General features: G+C 33.8%; 20 protein-coding genes and 5 tRNA genes. 21 read left to right on the top strand and 4 right to left on the bottom strand.

Annotated elements, in window-relative coordinates; genetic code table 11:
* Positions 1-184: 184 nt before the first annotated feature.
* The 12 genes from LBD46_09095 (at position 185) to LBD46_09040 (ending at position 9,880) form a co-directional block, all read left to right on the top strand.
* Positions 185-829: a histidinol phosphate phosphatase domain-containing protein gene (locus LBD46_09095; protein ID MDR2427310.1), complete on the top strand. Its 645-nt coding sequence runs from the start codon at positions 185-187 to the stop codon at positions 827-829.
* 25 nt (positions 830-854) lie between these two features.
* Complete coding sequence (locus tag LBD46_09090; protein ID MDR2427309.1) at positions 855-1,496, top strand: tetratricopeptide repeat protein; 642 nt, start codon at positions 855-857, stop codon at positions 1,494-1,496.
* Between the two features lie 600 nt (positions 1,497-2,096).
* Entirely contained in the window at positions 2,097-3,578 is a 1,482-nt protein-coding gene (locus LBD46_09085) for an aminotransferase class I/II-fold pyridoxal phosphate-dependent enzyme (GenBank protein ID MDR2427308.1), read from the top strand.
* A gap of 22 nt (positions 3,579-3,600) precedes the next feature.
* Positions 3,601-3,948, top strand: coding sequence for a TraR/DksA family transcriptional regulator (locus tag LBD46_09080; GenBank protein ID MDR2427307.1), 348 nt, complete (start codon positions 3,601-3,603; stop codon positions 3,946-3,948).
* 30 nt (positions 3,949-3,978) lie between these two features.
* On the top strand, positions 3,979-5,010 hold the full coding sequence (locus tag LBD46_09075; GenBank protein MDR2427306.1) for a mechanosensitive ion channel family protein: 1,032 nt from the start codon (positions 3,979-3,981) through the stop codon (positions 5,008-5,010).
* 56 nt (positions 5,011-5,066) lie between these two features.
* Positions 5,067-5,408 carry an aspartate 1-decarboxylase gene (locus tag LBD46_09070; protein ID MDR2427305.1) on the top strand — a complete coding sequence of 114 codons (342 nt, stop codon included), beginning with the start codon at positions 5,067-5,069 and terminating at the stop codon, positions 5,406-5,408.
* A 19-nt stretch (positions 5,409-5,427) separates the two neighbouring features.
* Positions 5,428-5,501, top strand: a tRNA-Pro gene (locus LBD46_09065).
* A 29-nt stretch (positions 5,502-5,530) separates the two neighbouring features.
* On the top strand, positions 5,531-6,478 hold the full coding sequence (locus LBD46_09060; protein MDR2427304.1) for an RNA polymerase sigma factor RpoD/SigA: 948 nt from the start codon (positions 5,531-5,533) through the stop codon (positions 6,476-6,478).
* A 2-nt stretch (positions 6,479-6,480) separates the two neighbouring features.
* Entirely contained in the window at positions 6,481-7,014 is a 534-nt protein-coding gene (gene apt, locus LBD46_09055; GenBank protein ID MDR2427303.1) for an adenine phosphoribosyltransferase, read from the top strand.
* Positions 7,015-7,019: 5 nt separating this feature from the next.
* Positions 7,020-7,093, top strand: a tRNA-Arg gene (locus tag LBD46_09050).
* Between the two features lie 222 nt (positions 7,094-7,315).
* Complete coding sequence (locus tag LBD46_09045; GenBank protein MDR2427302.1) at positions 7,316-9,007, top strand: AlwI family type II restriction endonuclease; 1,692 nt, start codon at positions 7,316-7,318, stop codon at positions 9,005-9,007.
* A 15-nt stretch (positions 9,008-9,022) separates the two neighbouring features.
* Positions 9,023-9,880, top strand: a complete 858-nt coding sequence (locus LBD46_09040) for a Dam family site-specific DNA-(adenine-N6)-methyltransferase (GenBank protein MDR2427301.1) — start codon at positions 9,023-9,025, stop codon at positions 9,878-9,880.
* Between the two features lie 390 nt (positions 9,881-10,270).
* Here the strand turns inward: LBD46_09040 and LBD46_09035 are convergent, their stop codons facing one another.
* The gene (locus LBD46_09035; GenBank protein MDR2427300.1) at positions 10,271-10,906 is read right to left on the bottom strand and encodes a porin family protein; all 636 of its coding nucleotides are present in this window, start codon (positions 10,904-10,906) and stop codon (positions 10,271-10,273) included.
* A gap of 324 nt (positions 10,907-11,230) precedes the next feature.
* Between LBD46_09035 and lysS the strand changes: the two genes are divergently transcribed.
* From lysS to LBD46_08995, 8 genes are all read left to right on the top strand, one after another.
* Complete coding sequence (gene lysS / locus LBD46_09030; GenBank protein ID MDR2427299.1) at positions 11,231-12,703, top strand: lysine--tRNA ligase; 1,473 nt, start codon at positions 11,231-11,233, stop codon at positions 12,701-12,703.
* A gap of 4 nt (positions 12,704-12,707) precedes the next feature.
* Positions 12,708-13,928, top strand: coding sequence for an ABC transporter permease (locus tag LBD46_09025; protein ID MDR2427298.1), 1,221 nt, complete (start codon positions 12,708-12,710; stop codon positions 13,926-13,928).
* Between the two features lie 273 nt (positions 13,929-14,201).
* Entirely contained in the window at positions 14,202-14,861 is a 660-nt protein-coding gene (locus LBD46_09020) for an ABC transporter ATP-binding protein (protein MDR2427297.1), read from the top strand.
* A gap of 47 nt (positions 14,862-14,908) precedes the next feature.
* Positions 14,909-15,784, top strand: a complete 876-nt coding sequence (gene ilvE / locus LBD46_09015) for a branched-chain-amino-acid transaminase (protein MDR2427296.1) — start codon at positions 14,909-14,911, stop codon at positions 15,782-15,784.
* Between the two features lie 186 nt (positions 15,785-15,970).
* Complete coding sequence (locus tag LBD46_09010; protein ID MDR2427295.1) at positions 15,971-20,653, top strand: translocation/assembly module TamB; 4,683 nt, start codon at positions 15,971-15,973, stop codon at positions 20,651-20,653.
* Positions 20,654-20,767 (top strand): MscL family protein, encoded by a 114-nt coding sequence (locus tag LBD46_09005; GenBank protein ID MDR2427294.1) that lies wholly within the window; start codon positions 20,654-20,656, stop codon positions 20,765-20,767.
* Between the two features lie 54 nt (positions 20,768-20,821).
* Positions 20,822-20,894 (top strand) — tRNA-Cys (locus LBD46_09000).
* Positions 20,895-20,919: 25 nt separating this feature from the next.
* Positions 20,920-20,993: transfer RNA gene (locus LBD46_08995), tRNA-Val, on the top strand.
* Positions 20,994-21,501: 508 nt separating this feature from the next.
* Here LBD46_08995 and LBD46_08990 read toward each other — a convergent pair.
* The 3 genes from LBD46_08990 to LBD46_08980 form a co-directional block, all read right to left on the bottom strand.
* The gene (locus LBD46_08990; GenBank protein MDR2427293.1) at positions 21,502-22,221 is read right to left on the bottom strand and encodes a metallophosphoesterase; all 720 of its coding nucleotides are present in this window, start codon (positions 22,219-22,221) and stop codon (positions 21,502-21,504) included.
* A gap of 1 nt (position 22,222) precedes the next feature.
* On the bottom strand, positions 22,223-23,092 hold the full coding sequence (locus LBD46_08985; GenBank protein MDR2427292.1) for a ParB/RepB/Spo0J family partition protein: 870 nt from the start codon (positions 23,090-23,092) through the stop codon (positions 22,223-22,225).
* Between the two features lie 29 nt (positions 23,093-23,121).
* Positions 23,122-23,207, bottom strand: a tRNA-Leu gene (locus LBD46_08980).
* Between the two features lie 758 nt (positions 23,208-23,965).
* On the opposite strand from LBD46_08980, the gene LBD46_08975 reads away from it, so the two are divergent.
* A complete protein-coding gene (locus tag LBD46_08975) occupies positions 23,966-25,648 on the top strand; it encodes a hypothetical protein (GenBank protein MDR2427291.1) in 1,683 nt (560 codons plus the stop codon).
* Position 25,649 lies beyond the last annotated feature (1 nt).

The following is a 25,649-nucleotide window of genomic DNA, read 5'->3' as shown; positions in this document are numbered from 1 at the left end:
CAACTTATTCTAAAATCTTTCACCTTCATTATATTTCTTTGAGAATGTTCATTCTATGCCCCCTTCTTTATTTTATCTAAAAAAAGAGACATCTCTATTTTGACCTTGATGAAATTGACTGAATGTGAATATCTTTGTATAATTTATTTTTACTATATATAAATATGAGGAAGATAGAAGATAAATGATAGATTTGCATACTCATACATTATTTTCTGATGGAGTTTTGCTTCCTTCGGAACTTGTTTACAGAGCAAAATATAAAGGTTACAAAGCGATAGCTCTCACTGATCATGTCGATTTTTCAAATATGGACTTTGTAATACCAAGAATAATAAAGGTTGCTAAAGTTCTTACCAACAATTACGGAATTCTTGTATTGCCGGGAGTGGAAATAACTTATGTTCCTCCTAAACTTATTAAAGAAGCGGCGGACGAATGCAGAAAACTCGGGTCAAAAATTATTGTCGTTCATGGAGAAACGATCGCTGAAACCGTTCCTCCTGAGACAAATATTTATGCTTTAGAAGCGAGAATAGACATCCTTGCGCATCCCGGACATATAACTAAAAAAGAAGCGGAAACCGCAGCTGAAAATAACATAAAACTTGAAATTAGTACGCGTAAAGGTCATAATGCCACAAATAGAGAAGTGGCGCAAATAGGCATTGCAGCGGGAGCTAAACTTGTTTTAAATACAGATTCTCACACTCCCGAAAATATTTTGACGCCTGAGATGATTGCAAAAACTCTTCTAGAGTCAGGTTTACCAGAAAATTATTATGAAATAATGCAGAAGAATGCGGTGGAAATAATATCGAAATATTAAAAGAACATATAAGGAGATGAACGAAATGCAGTCTCTAAAAATGTCAAAGGCAGACAGATTTGTAAATTTTTTGGCAAAACAAATAAAGGAAAACAGAACGAGATTTTTTACTGTCATAGGTTTTACGCTGGGAGTTATTATGTTAAGCGGTTTTGTATTTATACGATTACAAACTTTAAAAGAAAGTTCTTCGGATAGACTGGCCGCCGCATATATGTATCTAAGAAGTGGCAATCAACAGCAGGCAGCAGCACATTTAAACAATGCTATTATTTATTCGGGAAACACCCCGGCAGCTTATCAGGCAAGACTTGTAAAAGCCGATATGATGATAGAAAATAAAGATTATACGAATGCTTTGCTTCTGTTGAAAGAAACTGAAGAAAAAGGAGTTCCTGAACTTATAAAGCCTTTGGCATTGTCCAGAATAATATATTTATATGACCAACAGAAAGATTATTCCAACGCCATACTTTATTCGAATGAATTTATAAATAAATATTCGGATAGTTTTCTTATAAAAGATGTCTATATCGGACTTGCAAGGTACTATCTGCTTACGAATTCTCAAGAAGATGCAAAGAACGTTTATAATGAAATTCTTATAAAATTTCCGGCAACACGGGAAGCAGAATACGCCGCAGCCTTTTTGCAGGAAGAAAAATAAAGTAGAACTTTTATTAATTGGATGAACGCATTTGGTTTTCAGATATTGTCTGCTATGAAAAACACATAATTCTTGGCCCGCTTTTATAAGCGGGCTTTATGTTTTTCATGTTAATGCAAAGATAAAAGATGTAGCTTCAACATGGTAATCGAAGCAAAAGAAAAGGGAAAAGGAAGTTAGCAGTAGGCACTGCCTTTCTTTGAGGATAAGTCGTCACGCTTAAAATAAGCGTTGAAAGGAAATTAAGATTTTACAAATCCACAAGGTCAAAATAAAACAAGCCCTCAGTCAACCAATGCTTTTATAGAAGGTTTTAACAAGAGCAGTTCATTTATAGAAATGAGGACTGTATAGAGACTCCAACATCTTCTTAAAAACTAAAATCTTTAATATATTGTAATATTCTACATGATATTGACTATAATCATTAAATAAAGTATTATTACTGTCTGTATTAATTTAAACTGTAGATGCTGCAGTAAGTTGTACGAAGTTTATGAAATGTATGCACATATGATTTATCATTGGTAAAAAAAACAAAAGACCAGGAACTGTTTCATATTTTAATTGCTTTTATTGGAGATTTTAATTTTTTATAATATGAAAAAACAATCAAAATCGTCATTAGCCCGTCATTTTAAAACTCCGTTATTCGACATTCTTATGGAACACGCTAAAAGAGATGTCGTTTCGTTTCATTGTCCTGGACATAAAAATGGAAGAAGTATAGATAAAAAACTTAAAGACTATACCGGCGAAGAAGTATATAAATTTGATGTAACAGTCTTTGACGAAGTCGATTCTCTGCACGATCCCGTAGGACCTATAAAAAAAGCACAGGAACTTATGTCCGATGCTTATAAAGTACAGAGTTCTTTTTTTCTCGTAAACGGAACGTCAGTGGGGAATATGGCGATGTTTCTTGCTGCTTGCGATCCCGGTGATTCAGTTATCGTTTCAAGAAGCTCTCATAAATCAATAATGGCCGGCGTTATTTTATCTGGCGTATGGCCTATCTGGCTGCAGCCTAAAATAGATCAAAATTTAGATATTATTTTTAATTCTTCTTACGAGCAGATAAAAGATGCTCTTAACCGTTATCCCGAGACAAAAGCCGTATTCATTACAAGTCCTACATATAATGGAATAGTTACGGATCTTTCAAAAATCGTTGATTTATGTCACAGACGCGGAAAAATAGTTTTGGTTGATGAAGCTCATGGAGCGCATTTGATATTTAATAAAAATCTTCCCGAATCTGCCGTTGATGCAGGTGCGGATTTATGCGTACAATCTACGCATAAAATACTTTCGGCATTGTCGCAAGGGTCGGTTTTGCATTATAATTCTAAACTTGTCGATATTAACAGATTAAAAAAAGTGGTTTCAATGCTGCAGACGACAAGCCCTAACTATTTAACTTTGGCGTCTCTTGATTTGGCCAGAAAGCAAGCTGTTTTGCACGGCAGCCAGATGCTTGATAAAGTTATTCTCTCATGTGAATGGGGACGCACTTATATAAATAATGACATAGCTTCAGTAAAATGTTTTACAAGAGAAGAAATATTGAAGCTTGGATATGATTTAGATGTTACAAAGCTTACGGTTAATGTTACAAAAACCGGGCTTTCGGGATATGAAATTGAAAGTATTCTCGCAAAAGAATATAATATACAACTTGATTATGCCGACATATTCAATCTTGTGGCAATATCGGGAATAGGAACTGAAAAGTCTGATCTCGAAGCTTTTGTAAACGCGCTCAAAGAAATAAGCAAAAAGTATCACGGAAAACAAAAAAACTGGATACTTCGGATTCCTTCTTTGGCTACAGAAATGGTTATGGCCCCGAGAGACGTATATCTGTCAAATAGTACAAAAAGAATAGCTTTAAAAAAGGCCGTCGGGCATGTTGCCGCGCAAACGCTTACACCGTATCCTCCTGGAATTCCAGTTGTGATACCGGGCGAACGCATAACTCAGGAAATATGCGATTATTTAACTGATATGTCTTCAAAAGATATAAGAATAAGCGGTCAGGAAACGGAAATGCTGAAAACAGTTAAAGTTTTTACAAATTAAACGAAATATAAGGAGTTATGAAATGAATAAAAAGGACGCCGCACAGTTTAAAAAGCTTTTGACACAGAGAAGAACGGAAATTTTAAATAAAGTTAATGCGCAGAAAGAAAGAGATGATTCAGACATTATAGTCGGTGATGAAATCGACACGGCAAGTCAAAACAGCGAAAAAGAAATGTATTTCGAGCTGGCTGCAGCCGATAAAATAACTTTGAACGATGTAAATGATGCATTGGCAAAAATAGAAAAAAGCATTTACGGAAAATGCGAATGCTGTGGTCAGGAAATACCTTTGGAAAGAATTAAAGCAATACCGTGGGTAAGATATTGCATTCAATGTCAGGAAGAAGCAGAAAGACCTAAAAAATAAAAATCTGTACGGAATACGGTGGGAAATTAAATGTTTGACTTTTTTAACCGGCAATATTCGGATTTTACTCTGTGGATTATAAGCGCGGTCGTTCTTCTTGCAGTTTTTTTTATAGGCTTTTTATTAAGGAAATATGCAGCTGTATTTATCAGAAGACTTTTAGAAAAAATAGGCATTATAACAAGCGATGAAACTTCAGATTTTTTAAAAAAATATATATCTTTTTGGTCGTTTCTTGTGGGTTTGTACTGTGCTTTTTTTATATCGCCATTAAATCATAAAGATCCTGTTGTCTTAAAAATATTTTATACAATTTTTGCTTTTTCCATAGTATTTTTGCTGGGAAATATTTTTGCGGGAGTATTTCGCAAAACCTTTTTGGAAACAATAAGCATAAACATTATTAAGTTTGTTGTAATTGCAGTAGGGGGACTTTTAATTTTAAACCAAATAGGCATTAAACTTACTCCCATGCTCACAGCATTGGGAATAGGTTCTCTTGCAGTAGCTTTAGCTCTTCAGGACACTTTGGGCAATTTTTTTGCCGGAATAAATATATTGTTCGGAAAGCAGATAGCACGTGGAGATTATATAAAGCTTGATTCTGGGCAGGAAGGTACGGTTATCGAAATAGGATGGAGAGCGACAAAGATAAGAGAAACTTCGAATGTGCTCATTATTATTCCTAATCTAAAAGTTGCATCTGCCATAATTTCAAAGTACAATTTCAGCCGGGCAGAAGTAACCACATCCATTGATTGTGGTATTGCCTATGGAAGCGATTTGGAAAAGGCAGAAAAAATAGCCGTGGAAGCGGCGCGGGAAATTTTAAATTTTTCAGAAGGCGCTGTAAAAAGCTATACTCCAATATGTCGTTTTAATAAATTTGCCGATTCTTCCATAAATTTTACTCTGACTTTTAGAGTCAAAGAGGTTTTTGTAAAATCGGAAATTACTCATGCAGTTTTAAAGAATCTTAAGAAAAGATTTGATGAAGAGGGTATAGAAATTCCGTTCCCGGAAAGAGTTGTGCGTATTCGCAAAAATGTAGAGAAAGATTAGAAATATTTTGTGCAATTTTGTTAAAATAGAAGTATATAATAGAGGAAAAGAAAGTCATGAAGTTTGTTTTAAGTTCAAAAATTTTTAAAGCTACAGTGACTGAGGCAAATTTAAATTATGAAGGCAGCATAACGATTGACACGGATTTGTGCGATAAAGCCGGTCTTTGGATAGGCGAAAAAGTTTTAGTGGTTTCAAATACGAGCGGTGCCAGATTGGAAACTTATATTATTCCCGGAAAACCAGGCTCAGGCATTATCTGTATCAACGGCGCTGCTGCTCATTTAATAAAAAAAGGCGAAGAAATTATTATAATGGGATTTGCTCTTTCCGATAAACCTGTCACGGCAAAAATTGTTTTTGTCGATAAAAACAATAAATACATTAAAACTATTTAGTTTATAAATACGCTAAAGTCGGGGCGTGGCTCAGCTGGCTAGAGCGCTCGGTTCGGGACCGTGAGGTCGCTGGTTCAAATCCAGTCGCCCCGATGTTATACAAATAAGGATATTTTAAAAATATGATTATTAAGTATGATCCTCTTCAGCTCTATTTTGACGCCATAAGAGCAATAAAGCCTCTTTCTAAACAGGAAATGGCGAAACTGTGGGAAAAATCAAAAAATAATAAAGAAGCTTTTGACAAGCTTGTCGAACAAAATTATAGACTTGTTATCCCTATTGCAAAAAGATTCATAAAAAAAGGCATAGATTTTATGGATCTTGTCGAAGAAGGAAACATGGGGCTAATAAAAGCCGTGGAGAAATTTGATTTTTCAAAAAAAGTAGCTTTTTCCACTTATGCGGTTTACTGGATTGAACAGTATATGCGTAAAGCCATAGAAAATCAGACAAAAACAATCAGAATACCGTCGCATATATGGGATTCCTTGAATTTATGGATGAAAATGTGGGGCAATCTCAGAGAAAAACTTAACCGCGATCCTTCGATAGAAGAAGTTGCGGTTAAACTTAAGTTAAGTAAAAAGCAGACAAGCAATTTAATGAAAGCAGCTACGGTTTTTAACGGTATGAGTTCGCTTGAATCGCCCATAGGCGATGCTTCAGATATTTTTGTTAAAGACGTAATTGTGGATGAAGAGGTTAAGTCGCCCGAGTCGGTTACGGAAATCATAAGAACAAATGCGGATATTGGTACAGCTTTAAATTATCTGCTTCCGAGAGAACGTGAAATAATAAGAATGCGTTTCGGACTCGGCGGAGTAAAGCCGATGTCTTTAGAAGAGTCGGGAAAAGTGTTAAAAATTTCCAGAGAACGCGTCAGACAGCTTGAAGTAAAAGCTTTAAAGAGGCTTAAAGGCATTTTTGTAAGATATAATCTCATAGATAAAGAAGAAGCCAAAAAGCTTATGCTGGATAGTCGCGTAAATAAAAAAGACAGAAGGGACTACAAAAAGAGTTATTACAGAGAAAATGACAGACGTTTTAAAAAAGACAGAAGGGTGTAAATATGTATATGCAAAAACTTTTATCAACCGTAAGAGACATTCCAGATTTTCCGATACAGGGTGTTATTTATAAGGATATCACACCAATTTTGCAGGATATTGGTCTTTTCAACTACATAATCAATGCATTAGCAGAAAAGTTTAAGGATAAAAAAATAAATAAAATAGCCGGTATAGAATCCAGAGGTTTTATTTTCGGAATGCCTTTATCTTTAAAAATGAATATTCCTTTTATTCCAATAAGAAAAGAAGGTAAACTGCCTGCTAAAACCATTGGGGTCAGTTATAATCTTGAGTACGGACATGCTGCTATAGAAATTCATGAAGATGCCATTAAAAAAGATGAAAGAGTTTTAATTATTGACGATATACTCGCTACAGGCGGCACTATGGCGGCAGCAATAAAACTTATAGAGCAAATAAATGGAAATGTCGTTGCGGCAGCTTTCATTTTGGAGCTTGCTTTCCTCAACGGAAGAGAAAAAATCTGCAATAAATCAGTTGAAATATTTTCTCTTTTAAAATACACAGAATAAAAAATGCCCCGATAGCTCAATTGGATAGAGCAGATCCGTCCTAAGGATAAGGTTGGAGGTTCAACTCCTCTTCGGGGCGTTTTTTCACTCATAAATAGTCCTATTTTAGTCCCGTATTAGTCCTAAAAATTAATATGGCTCTGAAGTGGGATTTTTTAATTAAAAAAAAGGTTGTATACTTGTTCATTTCTAAATTTTTCATGTAATATTTGTTAGTACATAAAACAAAAGTTCACTTTTAACATTATTCATGATATAATGTTAAAAATATGTAATTAACACTTCCTAAAAGGTCATTTTGATGGCAATATTAAAAAGTAAAACTTTATTTTTTACTACCTCTCCAAGAACTCCGACAAAAATGATACCAGAAATTAAATTGCTAACACAAAAATTTTCTGGGAAGCAATGGAATTCTTGCTCTCAAGCTGAGTTTATTAAGATGCTTTTAAAGGATCAGAATAATACTTTTGAAGGACAAGGTTCTGCTGATTTGGCTTTTAGTGCAAGGGATAGAATTAATAGAGCTCCGAAAGCATTGGGTTTTGTTGATTTGCAGCCAACAGTACAGCTTACTGATGCAGGGAAAGTCTTTGTTAGTGGTAAATATACAGAAGAAATCATTCTTAGACAGTTATTAAAATTTCAACTTCCTTCCCCTTATCATAAGCAAGTTTCTGGAAAAAATAAAGTATTTCATATAAAACCATATTTGGAAATGTTAAGAATAATTTATACCTTGCAAAAAGTTACTTTTGACGAAATAATGATATTTGGCATGCAGCTTACAGATTATAAGCAGTTTGAGAAAATCATTGAGAAAATATTGTTATTTCGTAAAAATCGTAAAAAGTTTAATCATAGCTATAAACAATATATGCAAGAAGTTTTTGACAAGGAATTACAAAAAATATTCAAAAAGGAAATAAAAACTGGCAAAACAAATACTCGTGAGTCAAAAGATATTTCCCTTAAGAAATTTAAAAAGACAAAACGTAGCAATCTTAGAGATTATACCGATGCTTGTTTTAGATATTTAAGATCTACTGGATTGGTTGCAATTGCACAAAAGGGAAGGTCTTTATCTATTATGTCTGATAAAATACATGAGGTGGAATACATATTAAAGACACTTGATAGAAACCCTGTGTTTATAGATAATGAAGCTCACTATAAACAATATTTATTTAATTCAACTTTGCCCGTTCTGTACATAGACAATAAAGAGTATTTAAAAAAATATATACTAAAATATAGTAAAACTACAAAGAATTACTTAGAGAATAAAACTATTGAACAATTGAAAGATATTCGTATAAATATAATTAAAGAAAACAGAGAAAGCATTATTTTGCAACAAGTTAAGGATCTTAAATCATATAGTCTTTATTTGGAAGTAATAGACACTTATAATGAAATCATTTCAGATGACTTATATGATGTGCCATTAATGTTGGAATGGAATACATGGAGAGCAATGACCATGCTTAATGGTGGACAAATAACGGGGAACTTTAAAATTGATGACTCTGGACAGCCATTATCTACTGCACAAGGTAACATGCCAGATATTGAATGTGATTATGGAGATTTTGGGGTTATCATTGAAGTAACAATGCAGAGAGGGCAAAGACAATATGAAGCTGAAGGCGAGCCTGTTGCAAAGCATTTGGCTAAATATAAAAAAAATATAGGAAAAGATGCTTTTTGCTTATTTATAGCACCTCAAGTCAATGACGCTAGCATTGCACATTTTTATACACTAGCTAAAACTCAAGTATCATATTATGGTGGTAAGTCTGTAATTGTTCCTATTGAATTGGATGTTTTTATGAAAATGGTGGAAAATTCTTATTCTGCAGATTTTGTGCCTGATTCAAAACATATTAAGGAATTATTTATGTTTTCACAAGAAGCTCTTAAAATAGCAAAGGATGAAAAACAATGGTATTCTGCTATACAAGAAAAAGCGCTTAATTGGTTAGTTGCATAATTAAAGGAAATATATATGAACCCTATGTTAAAATACAGAGGTGGAAAATCAAGAGAAATACCTCTTTTCTCAAGGTATATTCCCAAAAGATTTGATACTTATCTGGAGCCATTTTTAGGGGGAGGAGCTGTTTTCTTTCACTTAGAGCCAGATAGAGCGATAGTAAATGATGTTAATGATAAACTTATTTCCTTTTATTTAAATGTTCAAAAAAAGTACGATAAGATGACAATAGAGCTTGATACTATTCAGATGCAGTATGAAAACAATCAAAAACAATATAAAAAAAAGAAGTTTAAAAATCCTAATGCTCATGTTGAAAATAAAAATGAGGCCTTGTACTACAAAATAAGAGATATGTACAATAATAAAATTGAACCAATTTACATGAAAGGTGTAATATATTATTTTATAAATAAAACAGCATACTCCGGAATGATAAGACATAATTCAAGCGGTGAATATAATGTTCCATTTGGGCGATATCCTAATTTAAATACAAAAATTGTAACAGATAAACATGCAGCTTTGCTAAAACAAGCTCAGCTTTTTAATTTTGACTATGAGAGTATTTTTAATATGGCTAATACAAAAGATTTTATGTTTTTGGATCCGCCATATGATTGTATTTTTAATGATTATGGTAATATAGACATGATGAATGGTTTTGATGAAGAACAACATGTGCGATTGGCACATGATTTCAGAAATTTGAATTGTAAAGCGTTAATGATTATTGGGAAAACACCTTTGACAGAAAAACTCTACAAAAAATACATTAGAGATGAATATTTTAAGAGTTATTCAGTTAATATACGTAATCGTTTTAAAGCAGACGCAAAGCATATTATTGTTACTAATTACAAAGTTTAGTATATATGATACGGTACTACTATGATTTTTAGGTGTTATACTAGGTATGTAACCGTATTATTAAAGAATTGCTGCAAGATAGGGCTTCAGCGATGCAAGATTCTTGACCTTACATATGAAATGTAGTTTAATGTGTCCTACGGCTAGTTGGGTGTACAGTTTATCAATTAGCCTGTGCTTTCTTATTGACTGGAATATTGTTAAAAACAAATAAAACATGTTTTGTCATTTTTAAAAAAGGTCCTTTTTACTTGTCAATAATTATCAAAAGAGCCAAATTAAATATGCTAATGCACGATTTGAAATCGTCTGTTCTTCGCATTTTTTATTAAAAACCCCAGACGCAAAATAGTTTTTGCGGATGAGATTTTTGTATATAAAGTTTGGATTCTATTCTTCAGGAAAACTCAACTCTTCTGTCATTGTCAGCTGCGTAGCTTTTTTTGAAAGCGGCATTGAAAATCTGTAACCTATATTGATAGTCATCATTGTATATTCATCTTCTTCTTCATAATCTGAGTTCAGACTCTTAAAAATAACTTTATTTGAAGTATACAGAAGTTCGAAAATAAAATTGTGTATATCTACTCCAGCTCCTACTCCGTAATATAGTCCTGTTGCATTGTCGAGTTCTTCATTATTCACTTCAAAATTGTGATCCATCATTGAAAAACCAATCTGGCCTATTAAATATACAAACTCTTTTTCAATAACTTTAATTTTCGGTCTGAAAACAAAATAAAAATTCGAAGATATTAAGTCCCCTCTTCCTTTTATATATCTTTCAAACATCTGACTATAACCTATTCCCACTCCGAGATTATCAGTAAAATAAAAGTACGCTTCGGGAGAAATGGAATATCCTGGGTCGGCTTCATATCGCTTTGCATCATTTCCCGTAGGGTTATTGGTTATCTGTGAAGATGGAGCGGATCCCAATTTTAAAATCGCATCAACTGAAGATTCTGATAATGCGGCTGTTGAGAAACACATATAAAATGACATAATTAATAATAGTTTACGCATTTTTACTCCCTTTCAAATTAATAGCATCAGCGAATATTTATAAAGTATTTTATAACTTTTAATATTGTATTATTTTATTTAGAAAAATTAAAGCTCTTTTTAAAATAAATTTCTGCATTGTGAAAAACATACTGATTTTTAATAGTTTCGGATTGATAAATCCACAGAAATTATAATTATAAAAACTGCCTGAACAGAATGCCTTTATGGATTAAAAAATGATTGATTTTTTCAATAAGATTTTCTTTTTGACTGGTTTTGAAAAAAATGTTATTATTTTAAGCAAAATTTTATAGAGTTATTACTCTAAAAGGTGAAAATTATATGCAAGAAAAATCTCAACAACAGAGTGCTGCTCCCATAGAGCAAATAATTGTTCAAAGAAAACAAAAAGCCAAAGATTTGGCGGCAATGGGGATAAATCCTTACCCGGCAAAATACAAAATTGAAAAAAAGATTGATGATATACAAAAAGAGTTTTTTTCTCTTGAGAAAGAACAAAAAGCTGACGACGTTACCGTAAAAGCTGCAGGAAGAGTTATGACATTTAGAAACATGGGTAAAGCCGCTTTTTTGGATATACGCGATGGATCTGGCAAAATACAAATTTACGTTCGTGCGGATAAAATTGGAGTGGAACAATACAAGCTTTTTAAGAATATGGTCGATCTGTCAGACATTATAGCCGTCGAAGGAATGCCTTTCAGGACGAAGACAAATGAACTAAGCATAATGGTTGACAACTGGACTATGCTTTCTAAGGCTTTCAGACCACTTCCTGAAAAATGGCACGGTCTTAAAGATACCGAAACAAGATATAGACAAAGATATTTGGACTTGATAGCTAATGCAGAAGTTAAAGATGTTTTTGTCAAAAGAAGCATGGTAATTTCAGCCATGAGACATAAACTAGAAGAGCTAGGTTTTATTGAAGTAGAGACTCCAGTTTTGCAGTCTCTTGCAGGTGGAGCGAACGCCAATCCATTTATAACTCATCACAACGCTTTGGACATAGACTTATTCTTAAGAATAGCGCCGGAACTTTATTTAAAAAGGCTTGTTGTCGGCGGAATGGACAGAGTTTTTGAAATCGGAAGAAATTTCAGAAATGAAGGCATAGACAGAAATCATAATCCAGAATTTACGATGATGGAATTATATCAGGCTTACGCCGATTACAATGATATGATGGATATAACGGAAACTCTTATAAGAGTCGCGGCGGAAAAAGTCGGTTCGGATATAAATCTTGACTTCAGAAGGGCAAAAATGTTTGACCTCATAAAAGAATATACAGGACTTGATATACTTCCTTATGTGGAAAGCGGCAGACTTTTTGAGCAAGTAAAGCACCTCAATCTTGATTTGCCTAAGGACGCTTCGGAGAAAAAAATTCTCGACCAGCTTTTTGATGAAAAAGTTATCCCAAACCTCAAAAATCCGACTTTTGTTATGGATTATCCCGCAGTTTATTCTCCTTTGTCAAAAGTTAAGTTTGATAAGCCGGAAATAGCCGAAAGATTTGAACTCTATATTAACGGCATGGAAATCGGAAATGCTTATTCGGAGCTTAACGATCCAGAATTTCAAAAAATGAGATTTGCTGAACAGATGGAAGCAAAAAAGAAAGGCTTTGATGAAGTTATGCCTTACGATGAAGATTTTATTTCTGCTCTCGAACAAGGACTTCCTCCCACAGGTGGGCTAGGAATCGGCATTGATCGGCTTGTAATGGTTTTGACCGGAGTGGAATCTATACGCGAAGTGATTACTTTTCCCGCCATGAGGCCCGAATAAAAAAATGAAAATGCTTGTGGAATTTTTCATAGCTTTCAGATATTTAAAAGCGAGAAAAAAGGGCTTTTTTGCTTTTTTGACAACTATGATCGCAATTGGCGGCACCACTTTGGGTGTTGCCGCACTTGTCATCACATTGTCGGTAATGAGCGGGTTCCAAAAAGACATAAGAGATAAAATTTTAGGTATTCAGTCGCATGTTGTAATGAACAGAATAGACGGCAGCACTTTTACTGATTACAAAAAAATACAAGAAGAAATAAAAGGAAATAAAAATATCAAAGCTTCATCTCCTTTTATTTACAAACATGGCATGATAAGAGCGCTCGGATCTTCACTGTCTTCGGGACTTATCATAAAGGCCGTGAACTTTAAAGATGAAGATGCTATGGTAAATCTTTCAAAACACATACAGATTTCGGATATGGATTTTGACGGTATAGGTGAAGGACAGATTGTGTTAGGCAGCGAAATAGCCAAGAGTATTGGCGCTACGGCGGGAGATGAGGTAATTTTAATGTTCCCTTCGAATTTTGCGAGCATGCCGAAAATGTATAAATTTAAAATCATGGCATTGTTTCATTCAGCTATGTATGATTTTGATTCTTCGCTGGGTTTTATAGATGTGTCTTACGCACAAAAAATATTCTCTATGGAAGGCGAAGTCAGCGGCATAAACATACAGACATATAATTTTGACAAAGCGGTAAATATCGCCGCCCAACTTCAAAGAGAGTTCGGATATCCTTACAGAATAAAAGCATGGATAGAATTAAACAAAAATCTTTTCTCGGCGTTAAAACTTGAAAAAATAATGATGTTTTTGATTTTGGGCTTGATAATTCTTGTTGCAGCGTTTAATATAATCTCAAATCTTTTGCTTTTAAGCGTGCAGAAATCAAAGGAAATAGGCATAATGTCAGCCATAGGCTTTTCGAAATTGTCTATTGCAAAAATTTTCTTTTACGAAGGGATTGTGGTTGGATTTTTCGGCACATTTTTAGGACTTGTATTTGGTCTTGGAATAAGCCTTATATTGAAATATTTTGAAATATTTAAGCTTCCGCACGGTGTTTATTATGTTGACAGGCTGCCTGTAGCTATAATTCCGTTGGACATATTTTCCGTGGCTGCCTGCGCTTTTATAATAACGGTTTTTGCAGGCATTTATCCTGCGTATCAGGTTTCAAAGCTGGAACCTTTAGAAGCGATACGGTACGGATAAACGGCATAAACAAAGCAAAAGAAAGCATAAATGTTTTATATGCAAGAGATTAAGATATCAGGCATATTTAGAATTTTTAGAAAAGGTTTTTAAAGAAACGCATAGAATAACAAAAGAAGGGCACTTTTTGATTGTCAATACTTTACCACCCAGAGCTAAATTTTTAATGAGAAATTTTCGAAAAATAAAAATGGATACAAAATAGAAACATTACGAAATGGCAGACTTTTTTGCGTCTTCGCAAATGGAATATATTATTTAGAAGTGGAATTTATGAGAATACAGACGATTAATTTGAATAAGAGTTTTACAAAACGCACAGGAGTTGATGTTGAGATTTTAAAAAATGTCAATATTGACATTGCTACCGGGCAAAAGGTCGCTTTTACAGGTCCGTCAGGCGCAGGAAAAAGCACGCTGATTCACATTTTGGGTTTAATGGATAGACCTACATCGGGACAGGTTTTTATAGACGGGAAGGATTGCTATAAATCTGATGATAACTACCTTTGTAAAATGAGAAAAGACAATATCGGTTTTGTTTTTCAGTTTCATTATCTTTTAGCAGATTTTACGGTTTTGGAAAATATTTTTTTGCCAGTATGGAATGAGAGAAACTTAAAAAATTCTTATGCACATGAAATACTTGAAAAAGTCGGACTATCGCATAGAAAAAATCATTTTCCAAGCGAACTTTCCGGTGGGGAACAGCAGAGAGCAGCCCTTGCTAGAGCTTTGATAAATAAACCAAAAATAATATTTGCTGATGAGCCTACTGGAAATCTTGACAGACACACAGGACTTGAAATCGAAAATCTTCTGCTGTCTGTGTCAAACGAATTTAAAGCCACTCTTGTTTTAGTAACTCACAATCGGGAACTGGCTCAAAAGGCCGACAGGCAGATACAAATGACAGATGGTAAAATTATATAAAAACATTGGTATAAGGAATATACTGTACAAGTACAAGGAGTGTCAAAATGAAAATTTATTTGGATGGAAAACTTGTTTCACAGGAAGACGCAAAGATTTCTGTTTTTGACCACGGTTTTCTTTACGGGGATGGAATTTTTGAAGGAATCAGAGCCTATAATGGCAGAGTATTTAGACTGAAAGAACATCTCGACAGGCTTTGGGCTTCTGCCAGGGCAATCAATCTCACTATTCCAATGACAAAAAACGAAATGGAAAAAGCCATAATAAAAATGCTTCTGTCAAATAAACTTAACGAAGGCTATATCAGGCTTATAGTTACCAGAGGCTGCGGCGATTTGGGACTTGACCCGAACAAGTGCACCAAACCTCCTTCAATTATAATAATTGCAGATAAAATTTCTCTTTATCCGAGTGAGCTCTATGAAAAAGGCGGCGAAGTTATCACTGCAGCTACAAGAAGAATAAGAGCAGACGCTTTCAGTCCCAACGTGAAATCTTTAAATTATTTAAATAATATTATGGCTAAAATGGAAGCGACAAGAGCGGGTATTATGGAAGCCATAATGCTCAATTCCGAAGGTTATGTCGCAGAATGTACGGGTGACAATATATTTATAATCAAAAACGGCGTCATATACACACCTCCTTCTTCCGAAGGCGCTTTAATGGGAATAACGAGGGATGCCGTCATAGAGCTTGCAAAAAATAAACTTAGAATACCGCTTAAAGAAGAGCGCATTTCGATGTATAATATCTATACGGCTGATGAATGCTTTTTAACGGGAACCGCCGCGGAAGTTATTCCCGTAGTCCGCGCAGACTCAAGAGAGATAGGCGATGGAAAACCCGGAAAAATAACTTCTAAACTTATAAAAGAATTTAAGAATTTAACATGTCTTACCGGTGTTCCGATTAAGTAAGCGGAAATATATGTTAAATCATAAAAAGAAAAACAAAAGTTCGAGAATAAGTGGACTTTTGTTTTTCTTAGTTTAAATGTTCATATTTCAGCCCTTTATATAGAAAGCAATACTTTGTAGAATATAACGAAGTAATTTAGAAATTGAAACCCTTGACAATTCTATTCATTGACACAATGAGGAAAAGTGTGGAAATTTATTAGATATACAATATACTTGAGCATAACATTTGCCATTTTTATTACGGCATATAACATAAGAATGTTTTTATATGTGCCCATTCTTAAAGATTTTCTTTACGTTCAAACTAGACATAAATTCAATATGGATAATTTTTATGTTTCTCCGTTAAGCGGAGGAATTGTTTTTACAAGCGTTTCTCTGGATAACAAAGTTTTTGCAGATAAAGTCGTAGTAAAAATAAAGCTCGGAAAAATATTAAAAAATATTACAAAACCCATAAACTATGTAAGCTCTATCGAATTTTATAGACTTTCTATAGATTTAGATTCGCGGAGAACGTTTAGCCGACAAAAGAAAAAGGAATCACCACCGGAGCAAACAGCTTTTTCCATGCCTCAATCTAACATTAGAATAACAGCTGACACAATAACCGTCAAATCTGGTAAAGAAACCGTTAAAATCACAAATGCGGAAATAAGCGCAGCTCCCGAAGAAATTTCGATTTCATCGGTAGTCTTACCTTTTGAAATTCCAATTTATGTCAGCGGAGTGATGAAGCGCAGCTCTGACGATATATTAAATACTGAATTCACATTTGTTTCCGAAGGAAAAATCAAAAGCATTGTCAGTGCTCTGGGAAACATAAATATTAAAGATTTTTCACTCAAACAAAATATAATAATTGAAAAAATGAAGTCAAATCATTTTGAAATTTCAGACTCTTCCGGCAGTTTGACAAAAGACAATAACGGAATAAAAGCATATATTTTTGGAGAATATGGAAATTTATTTTTTGAACGTAATGTTTACGGAGAGATAAACGCTAAATCTAAAATTTTTTTATCAAAAATAAATAAAGATATAAACGCCGAAGCGGAATCGACATTCATTTATAAAGACGGGAAAGGAAATCTCAACCTTACTTTAAAAGATCTTTCAGTTCACGGTTTAAAGTTGGGAAGTTTTGACATTTCCGGAGTTCGGCAGGCAAGCGGTGATTACTATATTTCATGCGATTATGGAAAAAGCGGCAAAATATATGGTTTGTATAAAAAAGAAGGAATTTATGATATCAAAATATCTTTCAACGGAAAGCCTATCGGAATGTTTTCTGGTGATTTTAAAACCGGAGAAATTAATATTGACATGAATAAAACCCTCGTTTCAAAACTTCCGATAGTTCAGGATTTAAGTCACAATGCCGGCGGAACTGTCATTATAAAAGGTGCGTTTAATGAAAGTTCCGGACTGATAAATTTTTCTCTTGAAAATTTCACTACCGAAAAAATAGAAAAAACCGATATTTTTGGGACTATTACCAGAAGCGCCGATACATACGTTTTTTATTTTTATAAAAGCGATAAAAGTATAATACTTAACAGTGTAATAAAGGCTGGAAAAATTCTTTCTACGGATTTCAAATTCATAAACACGGATATTTCAAACATTTTAAAGGCTTTCAGTTATTCTGGAAATAAAATTTTAGGCAATGCCAGTGGGCGTATAAAATATGAAAAAGACGGAACTACGCATTTTGATATTAAAGCATATGACGGCTCTTTCTTTGACAATAAATATAATAAGCTTGAAGCGAAAGGCGACGTAAATTTAAGCAGAATACACATAAGCAACTTTCATTTAAGAGGCAAAGACAAAAGCGTAAACGCTTATGCATCCGGTTTAATAGGTTTTACGAATATGAATCCTATTTCATCATTAAATATAAGAATGCGAAAAATTAAATTTGGTACAGCTCAAGTTGACAGCGATATAACTTTTAACGGGGAACTGAATTCAAAAAATGAAGTATCGGGACTTATTGCCAGCAATTCCATAAAAATATCGGGGGTATCATTTAATAAATTCAGCGTGGATGCCGTGCTTGCTTTAGACAAACTCATACTTTCAAATATAAAATCAGACAACGGTTTATATGGAAATTTTTCATGCATTTACAAAAAAGCAGCCTGGCAGTTAAACGGAGCATTAAATTTCAAAAATACTAATATAAAAGGCGTTTATCCAGAGATTGAAGCTTTCGTTAACGCTTCGGCTAAAATATCGGGCACACTAGAAAACCCAGTAGTCAATATGATAATGTCGGTAAAAAAAGGAAAATATTCGGATATACCTTTTTCATTTACTTCGGAAATTTCCTATCTCAATAATGCTTTAAAAGTTAAAAAGGCCGAGCTTCTTTCAAGCAAAACAAAACTTTTGGTTGAGGAAAAAAATGATAAAGAGCAGAAAGATATCTTTTCCATTGAATTTGAAAATTTTAATGAGGTGATAATAAACAAATTTATGGGTTTCAGAACTCCAGTGGCAGGTGAGTTTTCGGGTAGTGGAACCATTTATCAGAATAAAAAATCGCAAACACGACTGCAAATGGATATAAACAGTTCAAAAGCTTTTGTAAAAGGTGTAAAACTCAATGATATTAAATCAAAAATAGAAGTTTACGATTCAATAATATCTATCAGCAGCGCTTCAGCTAAACTTGCTGACAGTGAAATCAGGGCTGACAGAGGCAGTTTTAATATCAAAAACGGCAGATACGATATCAGTTTATTTTTGGTAAATGCACATCTGGGTCCATCTGATATTTTCGGAAGAATTAATATTGAAGGCAAAATGAACAAAAGAAAAGGCGGTTCTACTTACAACGGCAGATTTGACATCAATAATTTGTGGATAAACAAGTATCGGCTTTCTTCTTTAAGTTTTGATTATACAATAAAAGATAAGAAATTTACTATTTTGCAAAGTTCCGTACCACTGAAACTTTCAGGCTCTGTTGATTTTGCAGATTATATCAAAATTGAAGATATTAATATCTCCAAATCAAGCGCTTCTATAGACGTCAATGCTTTTTTTAAAGATAAAGAATTTAGTTTTAATACGGTGGGAAAATACGTGGATTTAGGATTGTTAAGCGATATATTTGATGCTCCCATAGATATTTACGGCAAGACGGATTTTAGTATTGACGCTTCAGGCTCTTTTAAAACTCCAAAAGTGAAGTTTTCTGTAAAATCGAATAACGGCAGCATAATGGAAATTCCATACGACAACATTGAAATCGAAATCGAATCTTTGGACAATAAAGCTGAAATTAAAACGGCGAAAATATTCAGAAAAAATGAAATAAACGTAAACGTTAAAGGTTTTTTTCCTTTCTGGATTGACAATTCTCTCTCCGAAGAAATGAAGAATATGCCGGTAGAAGTTACTTATGAATCTGATGATTCAAAATTGTATCTTTTAAAATATCTTTCCCAAAGTGAAATAAAACCGAAGTCTGGAAGGATCTTCATTAAAGGAGAGATTAAAGGCTCGGCAAACAATATACGTAACAGCGGACAGCTTAACATTTCAAACGGGGTTTTCGATTCCAAAACGTATTTAGACAGAATGAAAGATTTTAACGCCGATATAGTCTGGGACGATAATCAGGTAAAGATAAATAAGCTGAGCGGAAAGTCAGGTTCGGGCAGAGTTAACGCTGCTGGATATTTGACTTTAGAGGGATTTAACATAAAAAATATTGATATAGAGCTTCAAACAGATAATAAAGGAATACCTATAAAAGTACCTCAGCTTCCGATGACGGATTCGATTTTTTCCAGAGGAATACTTCAGGATTTATCTTCGGGCGAACCGAGATTTAAAATCTCTGTACAAGGAACTCCGGAAAAACCTAAAATTTCTGGCTGGATATCTTTGGAAAATACTAGATTTACTTTTCCGCCACCTGATATTGCTTCTGATACCGAAGATATTCTTCCCAATGATGCAGAGTTTGACATAGAACTTAGGGCGGCAAAAAATACTAAATTTGAAAACTCTTTTGCCGACGCATGGATAAATGGGACATTATCTATAAGAGGTACATACGCCGCACCGAAACCACAGGGAATTATTGAAACGCAGAGGGGAAGCATTAAATATCTCGGAATAGTCTTTGAAGTGATAAGTGCAAAAATAGAAATTGTCGATGGAAATATGATGTTTGTAAGCGGTGAAGCTGAGACAAATGTTCATTCTCCGGGAAAAGCCGAATCTGAAACCATAGTGATGGTGATTGCGAGATCTTCAATTGATAATTTGAATGTGCGTTTTTATTCTAAGGACGATCCCACTTTGGATTCTCAGACGGCTTTGGCGAGGGTTACCAAAACCGAACAAACCGTTGATAACATGTCAAACAGCCGTGAACTGATATTGGGAATAATATCGGATTTTGATCTGCGCCAGCAGGCGCTGAGACTTATAGACAGCAGTTTTGCAACGCCTATTGCCAGAAATGTTCTTAGAAAAACGGGGCTGGCCGACAATTTTAAAGTTTCTTACGTCAATTCAGAACAGCAGCAAAGCGTTATTGAAGATCCTACTTTCGCTGATTTATTATATGGAACTAAATATTCTGTTGAAAAAAATATCACAAACCAGTTTTTGCTTGGCTATTCTGTAACTTTTGACCAGATACAAAGAAAAATCGATTTGCGGCATGAACTGGAGATGAGATATAAGTTAAACAATAATTTGTATTTAAGCGGCAGCTATGAACTTGAATCCGAAAATTCATTGCATGAACCTGACAGACGGCTTATGCTTCAACATCAGATCCGTTTTGGAATGCCTTCAAATAAAAGGTCAAAAGGAATTAGAATCAGGAATAATTAATTGTTAAAAGAGTTTAAAAATTTTATGGTAAAAGATAATGTGGTTAATATGGATGTTGGCATTATCATAGTTCAGTATCATGAAAAGATTAAAGACCACAGCTGCTATTGTTGACTAAAAACGTGATATTTTATATACTCATAAATCAATTTGTATAAATTTCATTGCGGTGCGGTACCCAAGTGGTAAGGGAGCAGTCTGCAAAACTGTTATTTCGCCGGTTCGATTCCGGCCCGCACCTTGAAGAGATAAAACAAGAATATAATGCCCGGTTAGCTCAGTTGGTTAGAGTACTTCCTTGACATGGAAGGGGTCAGAAGTTCAAGTCTTCTACCGGGCATTATATTCTTGTTTTTATGTATTTTGGGAAACGGATTTGGTAGAAGCGCTAATATGTGTGCTTAAAGTAAACGTTGAAAGAAAATTAAGATTATCACAAATCCGCAAAGTCAAAAATAAAACAATCTCAAAGTCAAACTCACACTTTGCTTGATATATTTTCACAAATGCCAAACGAAACGATTAGCAGCTTGAATCCACAATCAACTGGAAGACAGAGTGTTTTTAGCTTCAAGGTTTTGAGAAACAGAAACTGCGTTTTTAAAAATAGGATTGCTGCCTTTTTTGAAAATGTTATAAACACTTGTGATCTCAATGTTTGAATCCTTTGCAAGTTTATAAACAAGCTAGTAATGCACCGAGAATAACGTCAATATCACCTGTTTTAGCATAAACTTTTGTTCACAGCTTTTGAAACTATTTAAGTTTTTGGTGAATCTTGAATTTTCAATTTATTTTATAATTTTATAAGCTCATCGCGGCTATTAAATTTAATTATGTCAAAACATTTACAAATCATAAACTTGGCTTACTTTTACTTCATTGTTAAAAATGTCAATAACTTTTGAAGAATAAATATTAGATACAAGCGTTTTCTCGACAAAAGTATTCTGCTCTTTTTTCTGTCCCTCATAATGAATGTGCCCGTGCATCCACAATATAGGTTTTACTGTATGTATAAAATCTCTAAAACATTTAAACCCTTGATGACATCTATCTTCTTTATCATGAATTCCTGCAACAGGAGCATGAGACATTACGATGACTTCTTTTCTCTTTTTTAAAAAGAAAAATTCTTTGATTCTTTGCCATCTTATTTCAGCTTTCACCCGTCTAACTATTCTTTCCATTTCAAACTCTTCAAACTGAAAATTTCCGGGATTATACTTCATCGAACCACCGAAACCAACGACTATATAATTTTCAAGAAATTCTACACGTCCGTGCATGTCTATTCCACCTAAACGAAGACGCATACCTTTGCCATAATAAAGTTTTTTTATAATTTGTTGGGAGTTGAAATTATCTCCATAAAACTGAAAAATATAATGATTACCGGAAACAAAATACAAGCTCTTTTTTATACTGTCCGTAAGATATTCAAGATATTTGCGAGGTAAATCTCCGCATGAAAAAATATAATTAATAGAATTAAGTTTCTCACGATTATGCTTTATTATGTGATAAAGTCTGTTATCTTCGATATCGGATACGGCAAGAATTTTCATGTCAGTCCTTTAAATCTTTAATCTGTTCTTTTATTCCGCGCAAAACATCCCTTATCATTGAAGGAATCAGATATAAACCTTTAACTTTTTTATATTTTTTGAAAAAATCATGAGCTGTAAAATCAAAACCCACATCATATCCGACTTTTTGGCTTAAATAGTATTTATGCTGCTGTATCCAGACATATAAATCGGTATAAGTTCTATTGGGAAAGCCGCTAAGCACATCTTCTTCTTCTATTATGGATATAGCTGGAATAAAACGATATTCATACCAATGATATGAAGCATAAATTATGGAAAGTTTTTGGAACTGCCCTTTATTGTAGCTGTTTTTATAATTTTCTATCTCTTCGTAAAGTTTTCCAAAACTGACGAGTTCTGTAACTTTCAGAGGATATTTTAAAACAGTATTTGAAAGGCACGTTTTCAGCTGGAAAAAATGTTCTTCAAGTTTTATTAAAAAACCTTTTGCGCTTTCAGTGTTATAGGTATAAGTTTTTTTCGGAGAAATTTCAAAGTCAAAATCTATCTCCAGCACTTCGGCATCTATGTATTTTGCATTAAAAACGTTCTTCGCAGCTGTTACCCTGTGATGACCATCTATAATAAAGTAATTGTCCAGCACCTGATACACTTTTATCGGAGGAAAAATAACGCCGCTGAGCATTCCCTTTTTAATACTTTCATAACGTATTCCCATATCTCCGCGATGAGGAAGAAGATTTTCTGAAAAGTCATTGTAACGACCGAGACTGCCGACAATTTTATCCGTAGGTATAGCTTCGATTCCTCTGTCTTTGAACTTATATTTTTGTATATTTTTTTCAATTGTCCCAAAATCAACAAGGACATTACGATGTTCGTTCATTTTTTATGTTTCCTTATAAAATAGAAAAATGGGCGGAGAGGGAATTGAACCCTCACGGCTCTTGCGAGCCTCAGGATTTTAAGTCCTGTGCGTCTGCCAGTTCCGCCATCCGCCCATCTAAAAAGATTGAAAATTCAATCTTTTATGTAATTTTTCAAATACTTAAAATAACATAATAAGTATATAAAATTTTTATATTTCTTTCAATATCAACGTTAAGGTCAAAATAGAAATGGCACTAAAAGAGGGGGATAATAATGAATACTTCCAAAAAAATACAACAAAGGCGAAAGATTTTAGAATAAGTTGATAAATTAAAGGACTGATTTTAAGCGAAATATCAGAAATAATCGGCAAAAGTGTGAAGCATTAAGTAGATGGCAAAAGCAAAAAAGAACTTTCTAACAATTTTGACAGCTTATAAGAATTTGTTAAACAAAAACAATTTGATTATAATTATTCAAGACTTCATAAATCTTTAATTTTTAACAGCCGACTGTTTTCGAATATGGACATATTTTCTTGACTCTAACACCAAATTGTAGAATAGGCCAATTCAAGTTGCTAATGCAACAATATAATTAAAGACCTTATTGGTGTGAAATAATCAAGACATTTTCTTGATCTATATCTATTGCTAAGTAAAAATTCTACTTTCGCACTTTTATTGTTCCATTTTACTAATTCTACTCCCCATGACTACTCGTTATTTGCAATCCATTCAACTTGTACTTAAAGAAAAAAGAAGCAGTGATGCTGCTTGCTGCAACGGTTTCCTTTTGCAAACAACGATAAGCGTTGCGTTAGTATGTTGAATCCACACTTTATGTTTTTCGTTGATAAATCATAATGAAAATAGTAAAATAATTTCTTATGAAACATATAATTTTGTCTTTAATTTTTTTGTTTATAGCGATTAATATTTTTGCCCAAAATGTGTCTCCGTCTGCACAGGATACACAAAGTCAAAAACAAGAAAAACTGCTCAAGAGACAGGAAGAATATAAAAGGAAGTCAGAAGAAAAACAACAAAAAAGGCAGCAACAGGAACAGAAAAAGCAGGAAGTAAAACAGAAAAAAGAGCAAGAAAAATTACTTAAGAAACAACAAAAAGAACAAAAGAAACTGGAAGAGCAGAAAAGAGCATCTGAAGATAAACAAAAAGCCGAACAGGAACAGATACAAAAACAGGAATCCAAAAAAATAAGGCTTGAAGAAAAACAGAAAAAGAAAGTAGAAAAACAACGTAAAAAAGAAGAGAGAAAACTCGAAAAATCTGAGAAAAAAAAGCGGAAACTACAAAAAAATCAGGAAATGCAGGGACGGATTTCTTCACTTATTCTGGATTATGATTTAAGATTTGCGGCAGTCTCGTATTCAAATTTAGACTATACTTCGCAAAAAGCAAAAAGTGAAAATATATACAGGCAGTATCTTGCAATAAACATGATCGGCAGGTTTGACGAAAGAATTGAAATGTCGGCAAAACTTGTTTCTTATGGGCTGTCCGGAAAAAGAAATGAAATATTCAATATGACTTATTCGCAGGATGATTTTTCTTTCTTTCTTGAAAGTGCGTATTTAAATTTTAGAAGTGAAACCGATGCTCTTATTCCATATATTTTAACTTTTGGAAAACAATATTTTACTGTTGGAGACGGTTTTATTATTGATTCCAATCAAAACGGTCTGCTGGGCGCAAGAGTAAAAGCTGACATTCTGGATTTTTTTTCTGTTGATGCTTTTGCAGGAAAAGTAGACAATCTGGATTTCGGCGTTTATGGCGGAAATATAAAATTTAAAATATTTCCGGAAATAGAAATAGGAGTTTATCAGGAAAGAAATGACACGGGCTTTGCATATGAAAAGGGCGTTTTTATAGATTCTTCTGCTTATGTGATAAAGTCGGATATTAAAACATTTTATGATATAAGGCTCACCGGCGGCAATCAAAAGTATAAATACAGATTGGAAGCTGCGCAACAAACTGGCAAATTCGTAAAAACTTCTACCGACACAACAGATTACGAAGCTTTTGCTTTTATAGCCGAAGGAAGCTGGAAAGGACTGCTGTTAAATAGACAGTCAAATGCAAAAATGATATTTTCATATGCCGAAGCTGAAAATGACAATTCCTTCAATCCAACTTTTGCAAGAAGATATGACGGCATTCAAAGAGTTGGTTACGGAACTCTTTTCGCCGCAAGCAGCAGTGACTCTTTTTTAATTTTACCCGAAGGTTATCGCGGCATAAATACTATAGGCGTAAATTTTGACATAACCCCGTGGAATTTTTTGCAGACAGGATTTGGCTTTTATATGTATTCCGCATCTGACGCTCCATCCGATGCAGGAGACGCCGGTTTTTCAAAACTATACGGAGCAAAAACAGATTTGGGTAATGAATTTGATTTTTTTGTAAAGTATGAATATTTAAATTATTTTGACATAAATTTGATGTTTGCAATGTATACTCCCCCGTCGAACGGATACAAAGTGTTTTCTAATATGGAAACGTCATATTTATTTCAGATAGAGGTTAATGCAAAATTTTAGA

This window comes from Candidatus Endomicrobium procryptotermitis (assembly GCA_031279415.1).
GTDB lineage: Bacteria > Elusimicrobiota > Endomicrobiia > Endomicrobiales > Endomicrobiaceae > Endomicrobium_B > Endomicrobium_B procryptotermitis.
This window is presented reverse-complemented; position numbering and strand designations above follow the sequence as displayed.